The sequence below is a fragment of the Pseudomonas fragi genome, assembly GCF_900105835.1.
GTDB lineage: Bacteria > Pseudomonadota > Gammaproteobacteria > Pseudomonadales > Pseudomonadaceae > Aquipseudomonas > Aquipseudomonas fragi.
Window position 1 is genome coordinate 2,193,000 of record NZ_LT629783.1, and the last position, 17,720, is coordinate 2,210,719.

Below are 17,720 nucleotides of genomic sequence, written 5' to 3' on the forward strand. Positions count from 1 at the left end.
CAGACTTGCAGCCATTCCAAACTGGAATTACACCAATGGAATTCAAACACCTGCGCACCTTTGTCGAAGTGGCCCGCCTGGGCGGCTTTACCCCCGCCGCCCACAGTTTGCACATCAGCCAGTCGGCCGTGAGCAAGCAAGTGGCGCAGCTCGAACACAGCCTCGGCACGCCGCTGTTCGACCGTACCGGCTCACAGGTGCGGCTAACAGCGGCAGGCAATGTAGTGCTGCAACGGGCCGAAGGCATGCTGCGCTTGCACCGGGAATTGCTGAGCGAGCTGGACGATCTGAGCCATATGACCCGGGGGGAGCTGCGGCTAGGCCTGCCGTTGCTGGGCAGCAACACGCTGTTTGCCGGGTTGTTTGCCGAATACCGACGACGCTATCCGAATATTCAGGTGCAGTTGCTCGAAGAAGGCAGCTTGAATATCGAGCAGGCCGTGCTGAGCGGCGAGCTGGAATTGGGTGGCAGCCTGACGCCGAAAAATCCCGCGTTTGCTTATCAGCCGTTTTGTGACGAACCGCTGGACGTTTTGCTCCCGGCCGATCATCCGCTGGCCGAGGGGCCGGGCGTGCGCCTTGAACAATTGGCTGATACGCCATTTTTGCTTTACCAGCGCAGCTTTGTGCTCAACGACCGGGTGCTCAAGGCCTGCCAGCAGGCTGGCTTTACCCCCAGGGAAGGCGGGCGCAGCGGTCAGGCGGATTTTCTGGTGGCGCTGGTGGCCGCAGGCCAGGGCGTGGTATTGCTGCCCAGCGTAGTGGCCCGCGGCCTGGTGCGCCCCGGGGTGGTACGCCTCAAACTGGCTGCACCGGATGACTTGCGCTGGGATATCGCGTTTATCTGGCGCGATGGCGCGTACCTGTCACGGGCAGCCCAAGCCTGGCTTGAGCTGCTGCGTGAGCGCCCGGTTACGGCTTCAGTGCTTTGATCAAGTCCGCGATCCACGGCTCGGAGTCTTCCTCCGGGGTGACCGTGACGCTGGAATCCAGGCGCAGCATCGGCAGTACTTCGCGCACGCCCAGCTCGGCAAACAGCTCGCGCATTTGCTCGCCACCGCCACAGAAGGTATCGCCGTAGCTTTCGTCACCCAAGGCGATTACCGCGCCGGGCAGCCCACGCCAGGCGGCTGGCAACTGGTCACGAATGGCGCTGTACAGCGGCACCAGATTGTCCGGCAGCTCGCCCATGCCCGTGGTCGAGGTCACGGCCAGCAGCGCCTGGGGAGCAAACGCCTGGACATCGGCCAACGTGGCGCGGGTATTGAGCAAAACCTCAAAACCGGCATCGGTCAGCAGTTGTTTCGCATTGCGGGCGACTTCTTCAGCGGTGCCGTACACCGAGCCGGAAAGGATGGCGACTTTCATCAATCTGATCCTGTAACTGACTAAAAGCCCGGGATATTAACAGGTCTGGCAGCGATGCCTTACCATGCGCCAGTCCGCACACCCCAAGGAGAGCAACCCCATGATCAACGCCCGCTTGCTACAACGCATGGTAGACGCGTCCCAGGACGGCATTGTGGTTGCCGAACAAGAGGGTGAAGACAACATCCTGATCTATGCCAACGCCGCCTTTGAAGCCCTCACCGGCTACAGCCGCGACGATATCCTGTACCAGGATTGCCGCTTCCTGCAGGCCGGCGACCGCGACCAACAGGGCCTGCAGTTGATCCGCGAGGCGATTGCCAGCGGCCAGCCCACCCGCCAGGTGCTGCGCAACTACCGCAAGGACGGCACGCACTTCTGGAATGAGCTGTCGATCACCCCGGTATTCAATGAGAACGACAAGCTGACGTACTTTATTGGCGTGCAAAAAGACGTCACCCAGCAGGTCAAGGCCCAGCAGCGGGTCGCCCAGCTCGAAGCCCAGCTGGCCGCTGTACAGGCCGAGCTGCAGGCGCTCAAGGCGACGAGCGGATTAAACAAAACGTAGAAATCGAGGTCTGATAGTCGCTATGACGATTTTTCAGACAATTTTTTGAGCCTCATCCATGTCTCACGATGCCCTTTTGACTCAGGACGAGCTGGATTTCATACAAACGATGCACCAGAACCCGCTGCTGAATGTGCGGGATGCGTCGTCCAGCCTGATGGTCAACGGGATGTCGCAAATCCGCGATTTGCTGACACGCCTTGCCGCTCATGAACAGGTGACCATCCAGGCGCAATTCGCCAATCAGCAAATGAGTTTTCCGCTGCGCCTGGTTGAAGACGAATTCCATGCCCAGCACCTGCAACTCGGTGCCCCGAGCATCTTCGAAGACGGGCCCAAAGCGCGCCCCTGGCGCCTGACGCTGGCCGAGCCGGTGCCACTGGAAAACATCCGCGGCAAAGCCGGCCACTTGTGGATCACCGAACTGTCGTGCAAGGGGGTTCTGGTCGAAATGCGTCATGACAGCCAGCCGCCCCGCCAATTTGCCCAGTGGTTCCGCCCAGGCGGATATGAGCGCATTGCCCTGCGCGGTACGCTGGAGCGCAAGACCGAGCCGGGCCTTTATGCCTACCGGCTAAGCGAGCGCGACAAGAGTGAAGCCGAGCGGCTACGCCAGTACATCCTGCAACAACACCGTCTGACGCACCCCGGGCTGCACATATGATATTGCTCAGCCGCCCAGGGTGGCCTTGAGATCAGCGTCCAGGCGTTGATTGATCAAGCGCGCTTCGCTGCCCAGGCAAGCAATGGATGACCCTGTCAGCGCCTCTTGCGCCATATTCGCAGCCTCGCCGGCCAGCGACACCGAGCAGTTCAAGGTTTGCGCCAGCCGCACCAGCCTGCGCTGTTGCGCCGTGCTCAGCGCGTGGCTGGCAAACAGCACAACGGCTTGCGGCTCGAGCTTCTGGCAAATCAGCGATAGCTCCTCCAATGGCTGGCCGACAGCCAGCACCCGGACCAGCCGATCATGGCGGCTCAGCAGCAAGCCTGCGACCAGCAGCTCAAGCTCAAGGCATAGCTCGGGCATGCCCACCACAACCACACACTGCCCGGCCTGCGGGGTCTGCAATTGCAAACGATGTTGCACCCGCCCGCGCAGGAACCCGTCCAATAGCAACCATTCGCTGGTGCGACCAAACACGTCCCGGGTTCTGAACAGTTGTTGCCACAGCGGCAGGAAAATCCCCTGGAACACAACTTCAATCGGGTAACTGGAAAAGATCTGACCGTACAGGCGCTCCAGCTCAGGCTCGTTGAACGCCGTCAGGGCTGTACCGATACGGGTTTGCCAGTCGCTGTATTCGCTGGCAAGCGGTTGCGGGTCATCCACGGGCTGACTGCTGGCAAGCAATTGCGCGACCTTGCTGACAGAAACCCCACGCTCAAGCCAGCTCATGACCTGACGAATTGTTCCAATATCGCTCACGGAATACAGGCGATGCCCACTTTCGGTGCGTTTTGGTTCAATCAAACCATAGCGCCGCTCCCAGGCGCGCAGGGTCACCGGATTGATCCCCGTGAGCCTGGCCACTTCCCTGATCGGATACAGGCCCTGGCAATCATCAGCCTGGGCAATGGGCTCAAGTTCAGTCATTACAGGCATCGGGAGGACAACAATCAGAAAGGGATAACTGGATTCTACCTGCCATTCGAGCCCCTGTGGGAGCGGGCTTGCCCGCGATGCAGGCCGCGCTGTCTGTCAGGTGAACCGCGGTGCTGCCATCGCGGGCAAGCCCGCTGCCACAAACAGCGCTGCGGGCATTCAGGAACAATCCTTGCTTGTTTTTACGAACACGGCCCACCACCCCGGCGCTGTGTTTTATGCCTGCCCTACCCGGGCAGCATCAGCCTCATGGAGATACACAATGTCTACCTCCCCTGTCACCTTGATGGTAGCGCGCCGTGTCGCCAAAGGCCGCTATCAGGAACTGATCGCCTGGCTGCACGAAGGCGAACAACTGGCCACGGACTTTGCCGGCTACCTGGGCTCAGGCGTTCTGGCCCCGCCACCCGGCGACGACGAATTTCAAATCATCTTCCGCTTTGCCGACGAAGCCACCCTGCACGCCTGGGAGCATTCCGTGTCGCGCAAGGCCTGGTTGCTGCGCGGCAGTGACTTGTTCGCCCATCCTTACGAGCACAGGGTCAGCGGCATCGACGGCTGGTTCGGCACAAGCGGCCAGCGACCACCGCGCTGGAAACAAGCCGTTGCCATCTGGCTGGCCTTTTTCCCCGTCTCATTACTGTTCAACTTTGCCTGCGCGCCCTTGCTCGGCGAGTTGAGCCTGGTGCCGCGGGTGCTGGTCAGCACCCTGGCCCTGACGCCGCTGATGGTTTATCTGTTTATCCCGCTGTCAACGCACCTGCTGGCGGGCTGGCTGCACAGTTCGGCGGGCAAACCCCTGCGCAGCAGCATCGCACCACAACGGCACTGAAGCCGGGCTTGGGCGCAAGGTCGCGGACGCTGGTATAGTTTTACCCTTGCGCCGCGACTGTTTCCGGCTTTTTTGCACCGAGCCCGTCATGCCCACTTCTTCTGCACCGATTCTGATCACTGGCGCAGGCCAGCGCGTTGGCCTGCATTGTGCGCAGCGCTTGCTGGCAGACGGCTATGCGGTGATCTTCACCTATCGCAGCGAAAAACCCGGTGTGCAGACCCTGCTGGACCTGGGCGCGACGGCATTGTTTGCCGACTTCTCGAATGAGGCCGGCATCCTCGATTTTATCCAGCGCCTCAAGGCCCACACCCACAGCCTGCGGGCAATCGTGCACAACGCCTCGGCCTGGCTGGAAGAAACCCCACAGACAGAAACCAGCGCGTTCATGCACATGTTCAGCGTCCACATGCTCGCGCCCTACCTGATCAACCTGCACTGCAGCGAGCTGCTCGAACGCTCGAGCCCGGCGGATATCGTGCATATCAGCGATGATGTGACACGCAAGGGCAGCAGCAAGCACATTGCCTATTGCGCAACCAAAGCCGGGCTCGACAGCCTGACCCTGTCATTCGCGGCTAAACTGGCGCCACAGATCAAAGTCAACGGCATCGCCCCGGCCTTGCTGATGTTCAACCCCGACGACGATGCGGCGTACCGCACCAAAGCGCTGGCCAAATCCGTGCTGGGCATCGAGCCCGGCGCCGAGGTGATCTACCAGGGCCTGCGTTACCTGCTGGACAACCCCTATGTGACCGGCACTACCCTGACCGTCAACGGCGGCCGGCATTTAAAATAAGCCGCCCCGCGAGGAAGTACCTAGATGAGCGCATCACTGCCTGAGCATTACCGCGAGATTCTTATTGGTTTAGGCGAAGACCCTGAGCGCGAAGGCCTGCAAGACACCCCCAAGCGTGCTGCCAAAGCCATGCAGTACCTGTGTCATGGCTATGAGCAGAGCCTGGACACCCTGGTCAACGGTGCCCTGTTTGCCTCGGACAGCGACGAAATGGTGATCGTGGCCAATATCGAACTGTACTCGTTGTGCGAACATCACCTGCTGCCCTTTATCGGCAAGGCCCATGTGGCCTATATCCCGACGGGCAAGGTACTGGGGCTGTCGAAGATCGCCCGTATCGTCGACATGTTCGCCCGGCGCCTGCAAATCCAGGAAAACCTCACCCGGGAAATCGCCGACGCCATCGAGAGCGTCACCCAGGCCGCCGGCGTGGCCGTGGTGATCGAAGCCCAGCATATGTGCATGATGATGCGCGGCGTGGAAAAACAGAATTCGACCATGAACACCTCGGTCATGCTCGGCGCATTTCGCGAACCGAGCACCCGCATGGAGTTCTTGCAACTGATTGGACGGAGCAAGCCGTAATGCCACAACTTCAGCCAGGAATGGCCCGTATTCGCGTCAAGGACCTGTGCCTGCGCACCTTTATCGGCATCAATGAGGACGAAATCCTCAACAAGCAGGATGTGCTGATCAACCTCACCATCCTCTACGCGGCGCAGGAGGCGGTGCGCGATAACGATATCGACCACGCGCTCAATTACCGCACCATCACCAAGGCCGTGATCCAGCACGTCGAAGAGAACCGCTTCGCCCTGCTGGAGCGCCTCACCCAGGAACTGCTCGACCTGGTAATGGCCAACGACGCGGTGCTGTATGCCGAAGTCGAAGTCGACAAGCCGCACGCGCTGCGCTTTGCCGAATCGGTATCGATCACGCTGGCGGCAAGCCGCCAGACTGCAACCTCATAACCCCGGTGAACGCCATGACACCTCAAGAACAACTTGAACTCGAAGCTGCCGCCTTTCGCCGCCTGGTCGCGCACCTGGACAGCCGCAAAGACGTGCAAAATATTGACCTGATGAACCTCTCGGGTTTTTGCCGCAACTGCCTGTCCAAGTGGTACAAGGCCGCTGCGGACGAGCGCCAGATCGACATCAGCCTCGATGACGCCCGCGAAGTGGTGTACGGCATGCCGTATGCCGAGTGGAAAGCCCAATACCAGAAAGAAGCCAGCGCCGAGCAGACTGCGGCGTTCGCCCAAGGAAAAAAGCATGACTGACTTGAACACCCTGCGCGCCAGCCTCAACAGCGGCGAGCACGTTTTTGCCGATACCCTGGCGTTTATTGCCGCGCATTATGACTACCAGCCCCAGGCGTTCAGCAACGGCCCTGTGGAAAACGCTGCCGGGCAGAACGAAGGCTCGTGCAAGACCCTGGGCCTGGCCCTGCTCGAAGGCTTGAGCGACCAGGAAGCCCTGCTGGCTTTCGGCGAGCACTACCGCTCGGTTCTGGCCACGCCTGAAGGCACAGACCACAGCAACATTCGCGCACTGATTGCCCACGGCCTGGCCGGGGTCAAATTCGAAGCGCAACCGCTGACCCGCAAGGCGTAATACTGCGACTCATTGTGGGAGCGGGCTTGCTCGCGATACAGGCGCCGCTTTTATTCAGGTACACCGCTGCGATCCCATCGCGGGCAAGCCCGCTCCCACAGGGCAGACACAAAAAAACCGGCCAAGGCCGGTTTTTTTGTTGGGGCGGGCTATCAGAACTGGGCGTTCTGCAGGCCGTCCAGGTAGCGCTCGGTATCCAGCGCTGCCATGCAACCGGCGCCAGCCGAGGTGATGGCCTGACGATAAACGTGGTCCGCCACGTCGCCCGCAGCAAACACACCTTCAACGCTGGTCGCAGTGGCATTGCCTTCACGGCCGCCCTGCACAACCATGTAACCGTCTTTAAGCTCCAGCTGACCTTCGAACAACGAGGTGTTCGGCGTGTGGCCGATGGCGATGAATACGCCGTCGACTTTCAGCTCGTCAAAGCTGCCGTCGTTGTTTTTCAGGCGCGCACCGGTCACGCCCATGTTGTCACCCAGCACTTCGTCCAGGGTCGCGTTCAACTTCAGCTCGATCTTGCCTTCCGCTACACGGGCGTGCAGCTTGTCGATCAGGATCTTCTCGGCGCGGAAGGTTTCACGACGGTGAACCAGGGTTACTTTGCTGGCGATATTGGCCAGGTAAAGCGCCTCTTCAACCGCGGTGTTACCACCACCCACTACGGCAACAGGCTTGTTGCGGTAGAAGAAACCGTCACAGGTCGCGCAGGCAGAAACGCCCTTGCCCATGAACGCTTCTTCCGACGGCAGACCCAGGTAACGGGCACTGGCGCCGGTCGCGATGATCAGGGCGTCGCAGGTGAACGTACCGCTGTCACCCTTGAGGGTGAACGGACGGTTTTTCAGATCCACTTCATTGATGTGGTCGAAAATGATTTCCGTCTCGAAACGCTCGGCATGCTCACGCATGCGCTCCATCAAGGCCGGGCCGGTCAGGCCGTGAACATCACCGGGCCAGTTGTCGACTTCGGTGGTGGTGGTCAGTTGACCGCCAGCCTGCATGCCCGTGATCAGCAGTGGTTTGAGGTTGGCGCGGGCCGCATAAACAGCGGCGCTGTAACCGGCAGGGCCGGAACCCAGAATAATCACACGCGAATGACGTACTTCAGACATGACTCACTCCTATGACCGCCCGCATTGAAACCGGGTCGGAACGCCGCTTTACCGGCTGGAATAAAAAAGAAACCGTAAACCTGCCCAGGCTATGCCTGCAACGCGCAGATCCTGAAAAATATGGGTGAAGCATATAGAGGCCGCAGAGAGTAAGGAAATACGCATTAACAATCCAGCTCATAGCAGGTCTCTATGTAGTCGAAGTCGATTTTAGACGGCTTTGTTACAGTTATTGTCGATACTGCGACAAGGCTTTCGTCCTGCGGACAAAGCCGTTAAGGTCGCCCGGTTTTCCACTGTTCGGAGCACGCTATGCCCGCCCCTGTTCTCTCTGGCCCGCAGTACCTGCGCGAAGGCCTGAAGCTGGTCTTAAGCCCTGGCTTGCGCCTGTTTGTGCTGCTGCCCTTGCTGATCAATCTGGTGCTGTTCGTCGGATTGATTTATTTCGCCGGGCATCAGTTCAGCCTCTGGGTCGATACGCTGATGCCGACCCTGCCCGGCTGGCTGAGCTTCCTCAACTACGTACTGTGGCCTCTGTTCGTGGTGCTGGTGGCGTTGATGGTGTTTTTCACCTTCACCATGCTGGCCAACATCATCGCCGCGCCATTTAACGGTTTTCTCTCGGAAAAGGTCGAGGCCGTGGCACGCGGGGTCGATACCTCCCCACCCTTCAGCTGGGGGGAACTGGCGGCGATGGTGCCGCGCACCCTGGCCCGGGAAATGCGCAAGCTTGGCTACTTTCTGCCAAGGGCCATTGCACTGCTGATTCTCTCGTTTATCCCGGTGCTTAACCTGATCGCGGCACCGCTGTGGCTGCTGTTCGGGATCTGGATGATGGCCATCCAGTACATCGACTACCCGGCCGACAACCACAAGCTGGGCTGGAACGAGATGCTCGCCTGGCTGCGCGAGAAGCGCTGGCAGAGCATGAGCTTTGGCGGCATCGTTTACCTGGTACTGCTGATCCCGGTGGTCAATATCCTGATGATGCCCGCCGCCGTTGCCGGCGCAACCCTGTTCTGGGTGCGCGAACGTGGCGATGAAGCGCTGGCCGCTGCCAATCGCAGCCGCTGACTTCATAAATCCATCATCACCGTGACACATTGACGTCATGACCCCACCCCACACTGGGGTCATGACCACAGCCCTTCATATCGCCCTTGTTACCGAAACCTTCGCCCCTGAAATCAACGGAGTGGCCAATACCCTTGGCCAACTGTGCGATGGCTTGCGCGCCCGCAACCACCGCGTGCAACTAATACGCCCACGCCAGAGCGCCGATGGCAACCAGCGCAGCAGCGATGAGCTGATGCTCTGCCGCGGCTGGCCGCTGCCCGGCTACCCTGGCCTGCAATGGGGCCTGACCTCCACCCATCGCCTGACCAGACGCTGGCGCCAGCAACCCCCGGATGTGGTCTATATCGCCACAGAGGGCCCGCTGGGCTTGTGTGCATTACGGGTAGCCCGGCGTCTGGGCATCACCGCAGTCACCGGCTTTCATACCAATTTCCAGCAGTACTTGCGCCAGCATGGCCTGACCCTGTTTACCCGTGCGCTGACCCACTACCTGCGTGGGTTCCACAACCGCTCGGCGCTGACCCTGGTGCCCAGCACCAGTCAGCGTGTAGAGCTTGAACGCAGGCATTTCCAACGCCTGGAGCTGCTCCCGCGCGGCGTCGACAGCCAATTGTTCAGCCCGGCCAAACGCCAGCAGGCATTGCGCCAGAGCTGGGGCCTAAGGGATCAGGATATTGCCCTGCTGTATGTTGGCCGGCTGGCACCGGAAAAGAATCTGGATGCACTCAAGCGTTGTTTCGATGAACTGCAAGCGCGATATCCCGCGCGCCGCTTCAAGCTCATCGTGGTGGGCGACGGTTCAAAGCGTGCCTCGCTGGAGGCCTCGTTGCCGGAAGCAATCTTTTGCGGGGAGCAATCGGGCGAAGCCCTGGCATGCCATTACGCATCCGGTGACGTGTTTTTGTTTCCCAGCCTGAGCGAAACCTTCGGCAATGTGGTACTCGAAGCCCAGGCTTCGGGTCTGGGGGTGGTGGCCTATGACGAGGCCGCGGCCGGTTTGCACATTCGGCATGGCTACAACGGGGTACTGGCCATGCCGGGGGATGAATACGCCTGGATTGAAGCCGCCTGCTGGCTGCTGGAGGCTCCCGAGACCTTGCGCACCTTGCGCCTCAACGCCCGCCGCCATGCCAGCCGGCAAAGCTGGGCGGGCATTATCGAACAGTTCGAAAGCCTGTTGCAGCGAGCTTGCCTGGGCCACGCATGCGCAGCCCCGGTTGCGGTCCAGGTCGCAGCAAAGAAGCCTTAAGCCAGGGACTTCTCGATGGCCTGAATCACCGTGGCATCGTCTGGCGCGGTGCGCGGTGAAAAACGCGCCAATACCCGACCATCTTTGCCCACCAGAAACTTCTCGAAGTTCCAGGTGATGTCCCCCTCAAATTCGGCGCCCTCGCCTGCCAGCAACCGGTAGAGTTGATGACGATCTGGCCCGTTGACCTCAAGCTTGCTGCTCAGAGGAAAAGTGACGCCGTAATTGAGGCTGCAAAACTCCTGAATGTCCTGCTCGCTACCCGGCTCTTGCCCGGCAAATTGATTGCATGGCACGCCCAGAACACTGAAACCCTTGCCCTTGAACTGCTGGTACAGGTTTTCCAGTGCCGCGTATTGAGGGGTCAAACCGCACTTGGAGGCAACGTTCACTACCAGTACCACTTTGCCTTTAAAGGTCTCCAGCGGCAGCGGCTTGCCATCCAGCGCGTCCAGGGTAAGTTCGTGAAATGCACTCATGACGGACTCCAAAAATTCCCGTATCTACATTCAAACAATCGTTCAGTTCAGCGATTGCCCTCATAACCCAGGATGCAAAAAGGCGCCCGAAGGCGCCTTTCCTGGCTAGCTCACCTGTGAGCGTAGCAGCACTTGTCAGTGCTGATGACCGCCTTCGCCGTGTACGTGGCCGTGAGCGATTTCTTCTTCGCTCGCGTCACGGATGGCAACAACCTTGACCTTGAAGTTCAGACGCTGGCCAGCCAATGGGTGGTTACCGTCTACAGTCACGTCGTCGCCGTCCAGATCACGGATGGTCACGATTTGCATTTGGCCGTCCGGCGCCGAAGCGTGGAACTGCATGCCAACTTCCAGTTGGTCAACGCCTTCGAACATGCTGCTGCTCAGAGTGCTGACCAGCTCGGCGGAGTATTCGCCGTAAGCGTCTTCCGGCTCAACGGAGACTTCCAGCTCATCACCAACGGCCTTGCCAACCAGAGCCTTTTCCAGACCCGGGATGATGTTACCTGCGCCTTGCAGGTAAACCAGCGGTGCGCCGCCGGCGGAGCTGTCGATGACCTCACCAGCGTCATTGGTCAGGGTATAGTCGATGGAGACAGCCTTGTTGGCGGCGATCGTCATGGGGCGAGACCTTTTGCAAAAAATAATGAGTGCGCAAGTTTAACCAAGCAATCGCTCGAAAGCGAACACAACCAAGACCAACGGATAAATTTGAAAACATCAACGATCATTGCCTGGCGTCAGGATGAGGAGCAGCACTGGGTTGCCGTGCTCTCCTGCGGCCACACCCAGCACCAGCGCCATCTACCGCCTTGGCAATCCAGGCCGTGGGTGCTTGACCCCGATCAGCGCCAGGCAAAAATAGGTCAGCCCTTTGCCTGTGGCTGGTGTGCTCAAGAGGCGGATAGCGCTAATCTTGGCAATTGATTCAGGCACAAGCCCCGTTTGAAGGGGGGTGCCCTTGCACTGCCACGTCAGGAAGCTCGCATGCAAACTTTCTTTATCGCACCCACCGATTTTGGTGTGGGGCTGACCTCCATTAGCCTGGGCCTGGTCCGCACCCTGGAGCGCGCCGGGTTGAAAGTCGGTTTTTTCAAGCCCATTGCCCAGCCGCACCCCGGCGACCTCGGCCCTGAGCGCTCCACCGAACTGGTGGCCCGCACCCACGGCCTCAAGCCACCCACCCCGCTGGGCCTGGCCCATGTCGAACGCATGCTGGGTGACGGCCAGCTCGATGAATTGCTCGAAGAGATCATCAACCTTTACCAGCAGGCCGCCGTCGGCAAGGACGTGCTGATTGTCGAAGGCATGGTGCCCACCCGCACCGCCAGTTACGCGGCACGGGTCAACCTGCACCTGGCCAAGAGCCTGGATGCCGAAGTGATCCTGGTCTCGGCCCCGGAAAACGAAGTGCTCACCGAGCTGTCTGGCCGGGTGGAGTTGCAGGCCCAGCTGTTTGGCGGGCCAAAAGACCCGAAAGTGCTGGGCGTGATCCTCAACAAGGTGCGTACCGACGAAAGCATGGAAGCGTTCTCGGCGCGCCTCAAGGAGCATTCGCCGTTGCTGCGCAGTGGTGATTTCAAGTTGCTGGGCTGCATTCCCTTTCAGCCCGAACTGAACGCTCCACGCACCCGCGACGTGGCCGAATTGCTGGGGGCCCAGGTGCTCAATGCCGGGGACTATGAAACCCGACGCATGTCGAAAATCATCCTGTGCGCACGCACCGTGCTCAACACCCTGCAACTGCTCAAGCCTGGCGTACTGGTGGTGACCCCCGGGGATCGCGACGACATCATCCTCGCCGTCAGCCTCGCGGCCATGAACGGCGTACCGCTGGCGGGCCTGCTGCTGACCAGTGACACCCAGCCCGACCCGCGCCTGATGGAACTGTGCCGGGGGGCCCTGCAAGCCGGGTTGCCGGTACTGTCGGTGAGCACCGGTTCGTACGACACCGCCAACCGTCTCAATGGCCTGAACAAGGAAATCCCCATCGATGACCGCGAACGTGCAGAGATCATCACCGATTTCGTCGCCAGCCACCTCGATGCCCACTGGCTGCACCAGCGTTGCGGTACACCCCGCGAAATGCGCCTTACCCCTGCCGTGTTCCGCTATCAGCTAATCCAGCGCGCCCAGCAGGCCAACAAGCGCATTGTCCTGCCCGAAGGCAGCGAACCCCTGACCGTACAGGCTGCGGCCATTTGCCAGGCACGCGGTATCGCCCGTTGTGTATTGCTGGCCAAGCCCGAAGAAGTCCAGGCAGTGGCCAAGGCCCACGGCTTCGAACTGCCCGAAGGCCTGGAAATCCTCGACCCCGACCTGATCCGCGGTCGCTATGTCGAGCCGATGGTGGCCCTGCGCAAGACCAAGAGCCTCAATGCGCCGATGGCCGAGCAGCAACTGGAAGACCCGGTGGTGATCGGCACCATGATGCTGGCACTGGACGAGGTCGACGGTCTGGTATCCGGAGTGATCCACTCCACCGCCAACACCATCCGCCCTGCCCTGCAGCTGATCAAGACCGCGCCGGGCTGCACCCTGGTGTCGTCGGTGTTCTTTATGCTGTTCCCCGAGCAGGTGCTGGTGTACGGCGACTGCGTAATGAACCCGCACCCGAGCGCCACTGAACTGGCTGAAATCGCCCTGCAAAGCGCCGACTCTGCCGCTGCGTTCGGCATCACCCCGCGGGTGGCGATGATCAGCTACTCCAGCGGCGAGTCGGCCAGCGGTGAAGAAGTCGAAAAAGTCCGCGAAGCCACCCTGCTGGCCCATGAAGCGCAGCATGCGCTGCTGATCGACGGCCCGTTGCAATATGACGCAGCTGCCAACGAAGCCGTAGCCAGGCAACTGGCCCCCAATAGCCAGGTGGCGGGACGGGCCACGGTATTTGTCTTCCCCGACCTCAACACCGGCAACACCACCCACAAAGCCGTGCAACGCAGCGCCGATTGCGTCAGCCTGGGGCCGATGCTGCAAGGCCTGCGCAAGCCGGTAAACGATCTGCCCCGCGGCGCGCAAGTGGACGACATCGTCTACACCATCGCCCTTACGGCGATTCAAGCCGCCAACCGACCTATGGATGTGTAAATGCTGGACTTCCTGCCTGCGCCGATACGCGGCGTCATCGCTTCACTGCTACTGGCGATCAACACCATCGTGTGTTGCACGCCGCTGTTTATTGTCGCGATCTTCAAGCTGTGCCTGCCCTTCCCGGCGGCGCAGCGGGTAACCGACGAATTGATGCGCCGTATCCACGAAGCCTGGGTCGGCAACAACAATCGCTGGATTGATCTGCTGCGCAAGACCCACTGGCATATCAAGGGCCTTGAAGGCCTGGACTATGAGCACTCCTACCTGGTGACCAGCAACCACCAGAGCTGGGTTGACATCATGGTGCTGCAATATGTGCTCAACAAACGCATCCGCCCGCTGAAGTTCTTCCTCAAGCAAGAGCTGATCTGGGTGCCAGTGATTGGCCTGGCGTGGTGGGCGCTGGGCTTTCCGTTCATGAAGCGTTACTCCAAGGCGTACCTGGCCAAACACCCGGAGAAAAAAGGCGCTGACCTGGCAACCACGCGCAAGACCTGCGCCAAGTTCAAGAACCAGTCGGTGGGCATCTTCAACTTCGTCGAAGGCACGCGCTTTACCGAGGCCAAGCATGCGCAACAGAACTCGCCGTTTCGCTACCTGCTCAAGCCCAAGGCCGGTGGTATCGCCTTTGTGCTGGACGCGATGGGCGAACAGCTGAAGTCGATTGTCAACGTCACCATCCACTATCCCGGCGGGCGTCCGGGTTACTGGGACCTGTTGTGCGGCAATGTGAAAGACGTGGTCGTGGTGTTTGAAGAACTGCAGATACCCGAGGAATTCCTGGGTAAAAACTACGATCAGGACCCAGAGTACCGCCTGGCGTTCCAGAGCTGGATCAACCAGCTCTGGGAAGACAAGGACCGCTTGCTGGAGCAATTGCATCGAGACTACCCCAAGACTTGATGCTCCCCTTGATCCTGTGGGAGCGGGCTTGCTCGCGATGATATCAACTCGGTAAACCGTCATACCGGGGCGCCTGCATCGCGAGCAAGCCCGCTCCCACAAGAGCATGTTTGGCGTTTGTCATGCACAAAAAAGCCCGCCACCGATCACTCGGTGGCGGGCTTTTTAGTGCGGCTTAAATTGCGCCGCGTTGACGCAACAGGTCCAGCACTTGCTTGACGCTTTCTTCCAGTGACAGCGTTTGCGTGTCGACCACCAGGTCGGCATCCAACGGCACGTCATACGGGAAAGACTCACCCGGGATGTTGTCGCCACCCGCCGCGTAAAGCCCTTGCGGGTCACGCTCGGCGCACACAGCAGGGGATGCCTGCACATACACGGTGATCAGCCGATCGCTGCCAATCAGTGCCTTGGCCTGTTCACGGCCTTCAGCATCCGGGGCCACGAACGCGGCCAATGTCAGCAAGCCCGCTTCGTTGAACTGACGTGCCACATGCGCAGCACGGCGCCAGTTTTCCGTGCGCCCGGCACGGTCCTGCGGCAATCCCTTGTTCAGGTCATGGCGCAGGTTCTGGCCATCCAGCACGAATACCGCACGGCCCATATCGAACAGCTTGCGCTCAACCGCGTAGGCCAGGGTGCTCTTGCCGGCGCCAGACAAGCCGCTGAACAACACAGTGGCCGGCTGTTGGCCAAAGCGCTGGGCACGCTCTTCGACGGTCACATGGGCCAATTTGCCGTGATGGGTCGCACTGCCATGACTCAACGGCTGGGCCACGATCATGCCTGCACCCACGGTGCCATTGGTCAGGCGGTCGATGATGATGAACGAACCGGTGGTGCGGTTGCTGGCGTAACCGTCCAGGGCGATCGGTGCGTCGAGGCTGATCTTGACCTTGCCGATCTCGTTCAGTTGCAAGGCGCTGGCCGGGCCTTCTTCCAGGGTGTTCACATCGACCTTGTTGACGATGCTGGCAATCGAACCCGGCACATAGCTGGTCGCGCGCTTGATGTCGTACTTCTTGCCCGGCAGCATCGGCTCTTCCGCCATCCACACCAGCATGGCTTCGAAGTTGTCGGTCACCAGCGGCACGTTGTCGGCATGCACCAGCAGGTCGCCACGGGAGATGTCGATCTCGTCTTCCATGGTCAGGGTGACCGCCTGGCCCGGGCCGGCGTGTTCCAGCTCACCTTCAAAGGTGACGATGGATTTGACCCGGCTGCTCTTGCCCGACGGCAATACGACGATTTCATCGCCCTTGTGCACGATACCGCTGGCCAGGGTGCCGGCAAAACCACGGAAGTTCAGGTTCGGACGGTTCACGTACTGCACCGGGAAGCGCAAGTCGGTGAGGTTGCGGTCGGCCGCCACTTCCACGGTTTCGAGGATTTCCATCAGCGACTGGCCGGTGTACCACGGCGAGCGCTCGGACTTGTTCACCACGTTGTCGCCTTTAAGGGCGGACATCGGCACAAAGTGCAGGCTGGTTGGCTTCATTTTCAAGCCTTCGGCGAACTTCAGGTAGTCGGCCTTGATCGACTCGAACACACCTTCGTCGAAACCCTTGAGGTCCATCTTGTTGATGGCCACAACGATATGCTTGATGCCCAGCAACGAGGCAATAAAGCTGTGGCGACGGGTCTGGGTCTGCACGCCGTAACGGGCATCGACCAGAATGATCGCCAGGTCACAGGTGGATGCACCGGTGGCCATGTTGCGGGTGTACTGCTCATGGCCAGGGGTGTCGGCAATGATGAATTTGCGCTTGGCGGTAGAGAAATAGCGATACGCCACGTCAATGGTGATGCCCTGCTCGCGCTCGGCTTGCAGACCGTCCACCAGCAACGCCAGGTCGATATCGTCGCCCGTGGTACCGCTTTTTTTCGAGTCGCGGGTAATGGCTTCCAGATGGTCTTCGTAGATCATCTTGGAGTCGTGCAGCAGGCGCCCGATCAGGGTGCTCTTGCCGTCGTCGACGTTGCCGCAGGTCAGGAAGCGCAGCATTTCTTTGCGTTCGTGCTGGCCCAGGTAGGCGAGGATGTCCTCGCTGATCAAATCAGATTGGTGCGACATGACAACCCCTTAGAAATAACCTTGACGTTTTTTATCTTCCATTGAGCCGGCGCCATCGTGATCGATGACTCGGCCCTGGCGCTCGGAAGTTCGCGTCAGGAGCATTTCCTGGATGATGTCGGTCAGGGTTTCAGCCTCGGACTCCACCGCACCGGTCAGCGGGTAGCAGCCCAGGGTACGGAAGCGGACCTTTTTCTTGACGATGCGCGCCTTGTCTTCGTCAGACAGGTGCTCAAGGATACGCTCGTCGTCGATCATGATCAGCGTGCCGTTCTTCTCGATCACGTCGCGCTCGGCAGCGAAGTACAGCGGCACGATCGGGATGCCTTCGAGGTAGATGTACTGCCAGATGTCCAGCTCGGTCCAGTTCGACAACGGGAACACACGGATGGATTCGCCCTTGTTGACGTTACCGTTGTAGACGTTCCACAACTCGGGGCGCTGGTTTTTCGGGTCCCAGCGGTGCTTGCTGTCACGGAAGGAGTACACGCGCTCTTTGGCCCGGGATTTTTCTTCGTCGCGACGCGCGCCACCAAAGGCTGCATCGAAGCCGTATTTGTCCAGAGCCTGCTTCAGGCCCTCGGTTTTCATGATGTCGGTGTGCTTGGCGCTGCCGTGGGTGAAGGGGTTGATCCCTTGCGCCACGCCGTCCGGGTTGACGTGAGTGATCAGGTCCAGGCCCAGCTCGGCAACCATCTTGTCGCGAAAGCGGTACATCTCCTGGAATTTCCACTGGGTGTCGACATGCATCACCGGAAACGGCAGCTTGCCAGGGAAAAACGCCTTGCGTGCAAGGTGCAGCATCACGGCGGAATCTTTACCGATCGAGTACAGCATCACCGGGTTATCGAACTCGGCGGCCACCTCGCGGATGATGTGGATGCTTTCCGCCTCCAGCTGTTTCAGGTGCGTCAGTTTGTCGACCATGGCTACTCACGAAAGCTATC

20 protein-coding genes and 1 pseudogene are annotated in these 17,720 nt (G+C 60.1%); 14 read left to right on the forward strand and 7 right to left on the reverse strand.

Annotation, left to right across the window (positions count from 1 at the left end; all coding sequences use genetic code 11):
* The first annotated feature begins 35 nt into the window (after positions 1–35).
* Positions 36–932: a LysR family transcriptional regulator gene (locus BLU25_RS10040; RefSeq protein WP_016781831.1), complete on the forward strand. Its 897-nt coding sequence runs from the start codon at positions 36–38 to the stop codon at positions 930–932.
* Here the strand turns inward: BLU25_RS10040 and BLU25_RS10045 are convergent.
* Positions 913–1,368, reverse strand: coding sequence for a flavodoxin (locus BLU25_RS10045; protein ID WP_016781830.1), 456 nt, complete (start codon positions 1,366–1,368; stop codon positions 913–915). The genes BLU25_RS10040 and BLU25_RS10045 overlap by 20 nt on opposite strands.
* A gap of 100 nt (positions 1,369–1,468) precedes the next feature.
* Here BLU25_RS10045 and BLU25_RS10050 point away from each other — a divergent pair, with 100 nt between their 5' ends.
* Both BLU25_RS10050 and BLU25_RS10055 read left to right on the forward strand, forming a co-directional pair.
* Positions 1,469–1,936, forward strand: a complete 468-nt coding sequence (locus tag BLU25_RS10050; protein WP_016781829.1) for a PAS domain-containing protein — start codon at positions 1,469–1,471, stop codon at positions 1,934–1,936.
* A 58-nt stretch (positions 1,937–1,994) separates the two neighbouring features.
* A complete protein-coding gene (locus BLU25_RS10055) occupies positions 1,995–2,600 on the forward strand; it encodes a hypothetical protein (RefSeq protein WP_016781828.1) in 606 nt (201 codons plus the stop codon).
* A 6-nt stretch (positions 2,601–2,606) separates the two neighbouring features.
* Here the strand turns inward: BLU25_RS10055 and BLU25_RS10060 are convergent, their stop codons facing one another.
* Positions 2,607–3,539: a MerR family transcriptional regulator gene (locus BLU25_RS10060; protein WP_029611536.1), complete on the reverse strand. Its 933-nt coding sequence runs from the start codon at positions 3,537–3,539 to the stop codon at positions 2,607–2,609.
* 262 nt (positions 3,540–3,801) lie between these two features.
* On the opposite strand from BLU25_RS10060, the gene BLU25_RS10065 reads away from it, so the two are divergent.
* From BLU25_RS10065 to BLU25_RS10090, 6 genes are all read left to right on the forward strand, one after another.
* A complete protein-coding gene (locus tag BLU25_RS10065) occupies positions 3,802–4,371 on the forward strand; it encodes an antibiotic biosynthesis monooxygenase (protein WP_016781826.1) in 570 nt (189 codons plus the stop codon).
* An 88-nt stretch (positions 4,372–4,459) separates the two neighbouring features.
* Positions 4,460–5,170: a dihydromonapterin reductase gene (gene folM / locus BLU25_RS10070; RefSeq protein WP_016781825.1), complete on the forward strand. Its 711-nt coding sequence runs from the start codon at positions 4,460–4,462 to the stop codon at positions 5,168–5,170.
* 24 nt (positions 5,171–5,194) lie between these two features.
* A complete protein-coding gene (folE, locus tag BLU25_RS10075) occupies positions 5,195–5,755 on the forward strand; it encodes a GTP cyclohydrolase I FolE (protein WP_016781824.1) in 561 nt (186 codons plus the stop codon).
* Positions 5,755–6,141, forward strand: a complete 387-nt coding sequence (gene folX, locus BLU25_RS10080) for a dihydroneopterin triphosphate 2'-epimerase (RefSeq protein ID WP_029611535.1) — start codon at positions 5,755–5,757, stop codon at positions 6,139–6,141. Before folE ends, folX begins: the two co-directional genes overlap by 1 nt.
* A 14-nt stretch (positions 6,142–6,155) precedes the next feature.
* Entirely contained in the window at positions 6,156–6,452 is a 297-nt protein-coding gene (locus BLU25_RS10085; RefSeq protein ID WP_016781822.1) for a DUF1244 domain-containing protein, read from the forward strand.
* Positions 6,445–6,786, forward strand: coding sequence for a HopJ type III effector protein (locus tag BLU25_RS10090; RefSeq protein ID WP_016781821.1), 342 nt, complete (start codon positions 6,445–6,447; stop codon positions 6,784–6,786). The genes BLU25_RS10085 and BLU25_RS10090 overlap by 8 nt, the downstream gene beginning before the upstream one ends.
* Positions 6,787–6,938: 152 nt before the next feature.
* Here BLU25_RS10090 and trxB read toward each other — a convergent pair whose 3' ends face one another.
* A complete protein-coding gene (gene trxB / locus BLU25_RS10095) occupies positions 6,939–7,901 on the reverse strand; it encodes a thioredoxin-disulfide reductase (RefSeq protein ID WP_016781820.1) in 963 nt (320 codons plus the stop codon).
* 312 nt (positions 7,902–8,213) lie between these two features.
* On the opposite strand from trxB, the gene cysZ reads away from it, so the two are divergent.
* Both cysZ and BLU25_RS10110 read left to right on the forward strand, forming a co-directional pair.
* Positions 8,214–8,975 (forward strand): sulfate transporter CysZ, encoded by a 762-nt coding sequence (cysZ, locus tag BLU25_RS10105; protein WP_016781819.1) that lies wholly within the window; start codon positions 8,214–8,216, stop codon positions 8,973–8,975.
* A gap of 61 nt (positions 8,976–9,036) precedes the next feature.
* Complete coding sequence (locus BLU25_RS10110; protein ID WP_016781818.1) at positions 9,037–10,227, forward strand: glycosyltransferase family 4 protein; 1,191 nt, start codon at positions 9,037–9,039, stop codon at positions 10,225–10,227.
* On the opposite strand, the gene BLU25_RS10115 is transcribed toward BLU25_RS10110, so the two are convergent.
* Both BLU25_RS10115 and BLU25_RS10120 read right to left on the reverse strand, forming a co-directional pair.
* On the reverse strand, positions 10,224–10,706 hold the full coding sequence (locus tag BLU25_RS10115) for a glutathione peroxidase (protein WP_016781817.1): 483 nt from the start codon (positions 10,704–10,706) through the stop codon (positions 10,224–10,226). The genes BLU25_RS10110 and BLU25_RS10115 overlap by 4 nt on opposite strands.
* A gap of 135 nt (positions 10,707–10,841) precedes the next feature.
* Positions 10,842–11,327, reverse strand: a complete 486-nt coding sequence (locus BLU25_RS10120; RefSeq protein ID WP_016781816.1) for an FKBP-type peptidyl-prolyl cis-trans isomerase — start codon at positions 11,325–11,327, stop codon at positions 10,842–10,844.
* On the opposite strand from BLU25_RS10120, the pseudogene BLU25_RS10125 reads away from it, so the two are divergent.
* From BLU25_RS10125 to BLU25_RS10135, 3 genes and pseudogenes are all read left to right on the forward strand, one after another.
* Positions 11,296–11,633, forward strand: a pseudogene (locus tag BLU25_RS10125) (DUF3565 domain-containing protein). The gene BLU25_RS10120 and the pseudogene BLU25_RS10125 sit on opposite strands and share 32 nt — an antisense overlap.
* A gap of 60 nt (positions 11,634–11,693) precedes the next feature.
* The gene (gene pta, locus BLU25_RS10130) at positions 11,694–13,793 is read left to right on the forward strand and encodes a phosphate acetyltransferase (protein ID WP_016781815.1); all 2,100 of its coding nucleotides are present in this window, start codon (positions 11,694–11,696) and stop codon (positions 13,791–13,793) included.
* The gene (locus BLU25_RS10135; RefSeq protein ID WP_083369625.1) at positions 13,794–14,699 is read left to right on the forward strand and encodes an acyltransferase; all 906 of its coding nucleotides are present in this window, start codon (positions 13,794–13,796) and stop codon (positions 14,697–14,699) included. It abuts the gene before it with no gap.
* A gap of 175 nt (positions 14,700–14,874) precedes the next feature.
* Here the strand turns inward: BLU25_RS10135 and cysN are convergent, their stop codons facing one another.
* Complete coding sequence (cysN, locus tag BLU25_RS10140) at positions 14,875–16,773, reverse strand: sulfate adenylyltransferase subunit CysN (protein ID WP_083369626.1); 1,899 nt, start codon at positions 16,771–16,773, stop codon at positions 14,875–14,877.
* A 9-nt stretch (positions 16,774–16,782) separates the two neighbouring features.
* Entirely contained in the window at positions 16,783–17,700 is a 918-nt protein-coding gene (gene cysD, locus BLU25_RS10145; protein WP_003439932.1) for a sulfate adenylyltransferase subunit CysD, read from the reverse strand.
* Positions 17,701–17,720 lie beyond the last annotated feature (20 nt).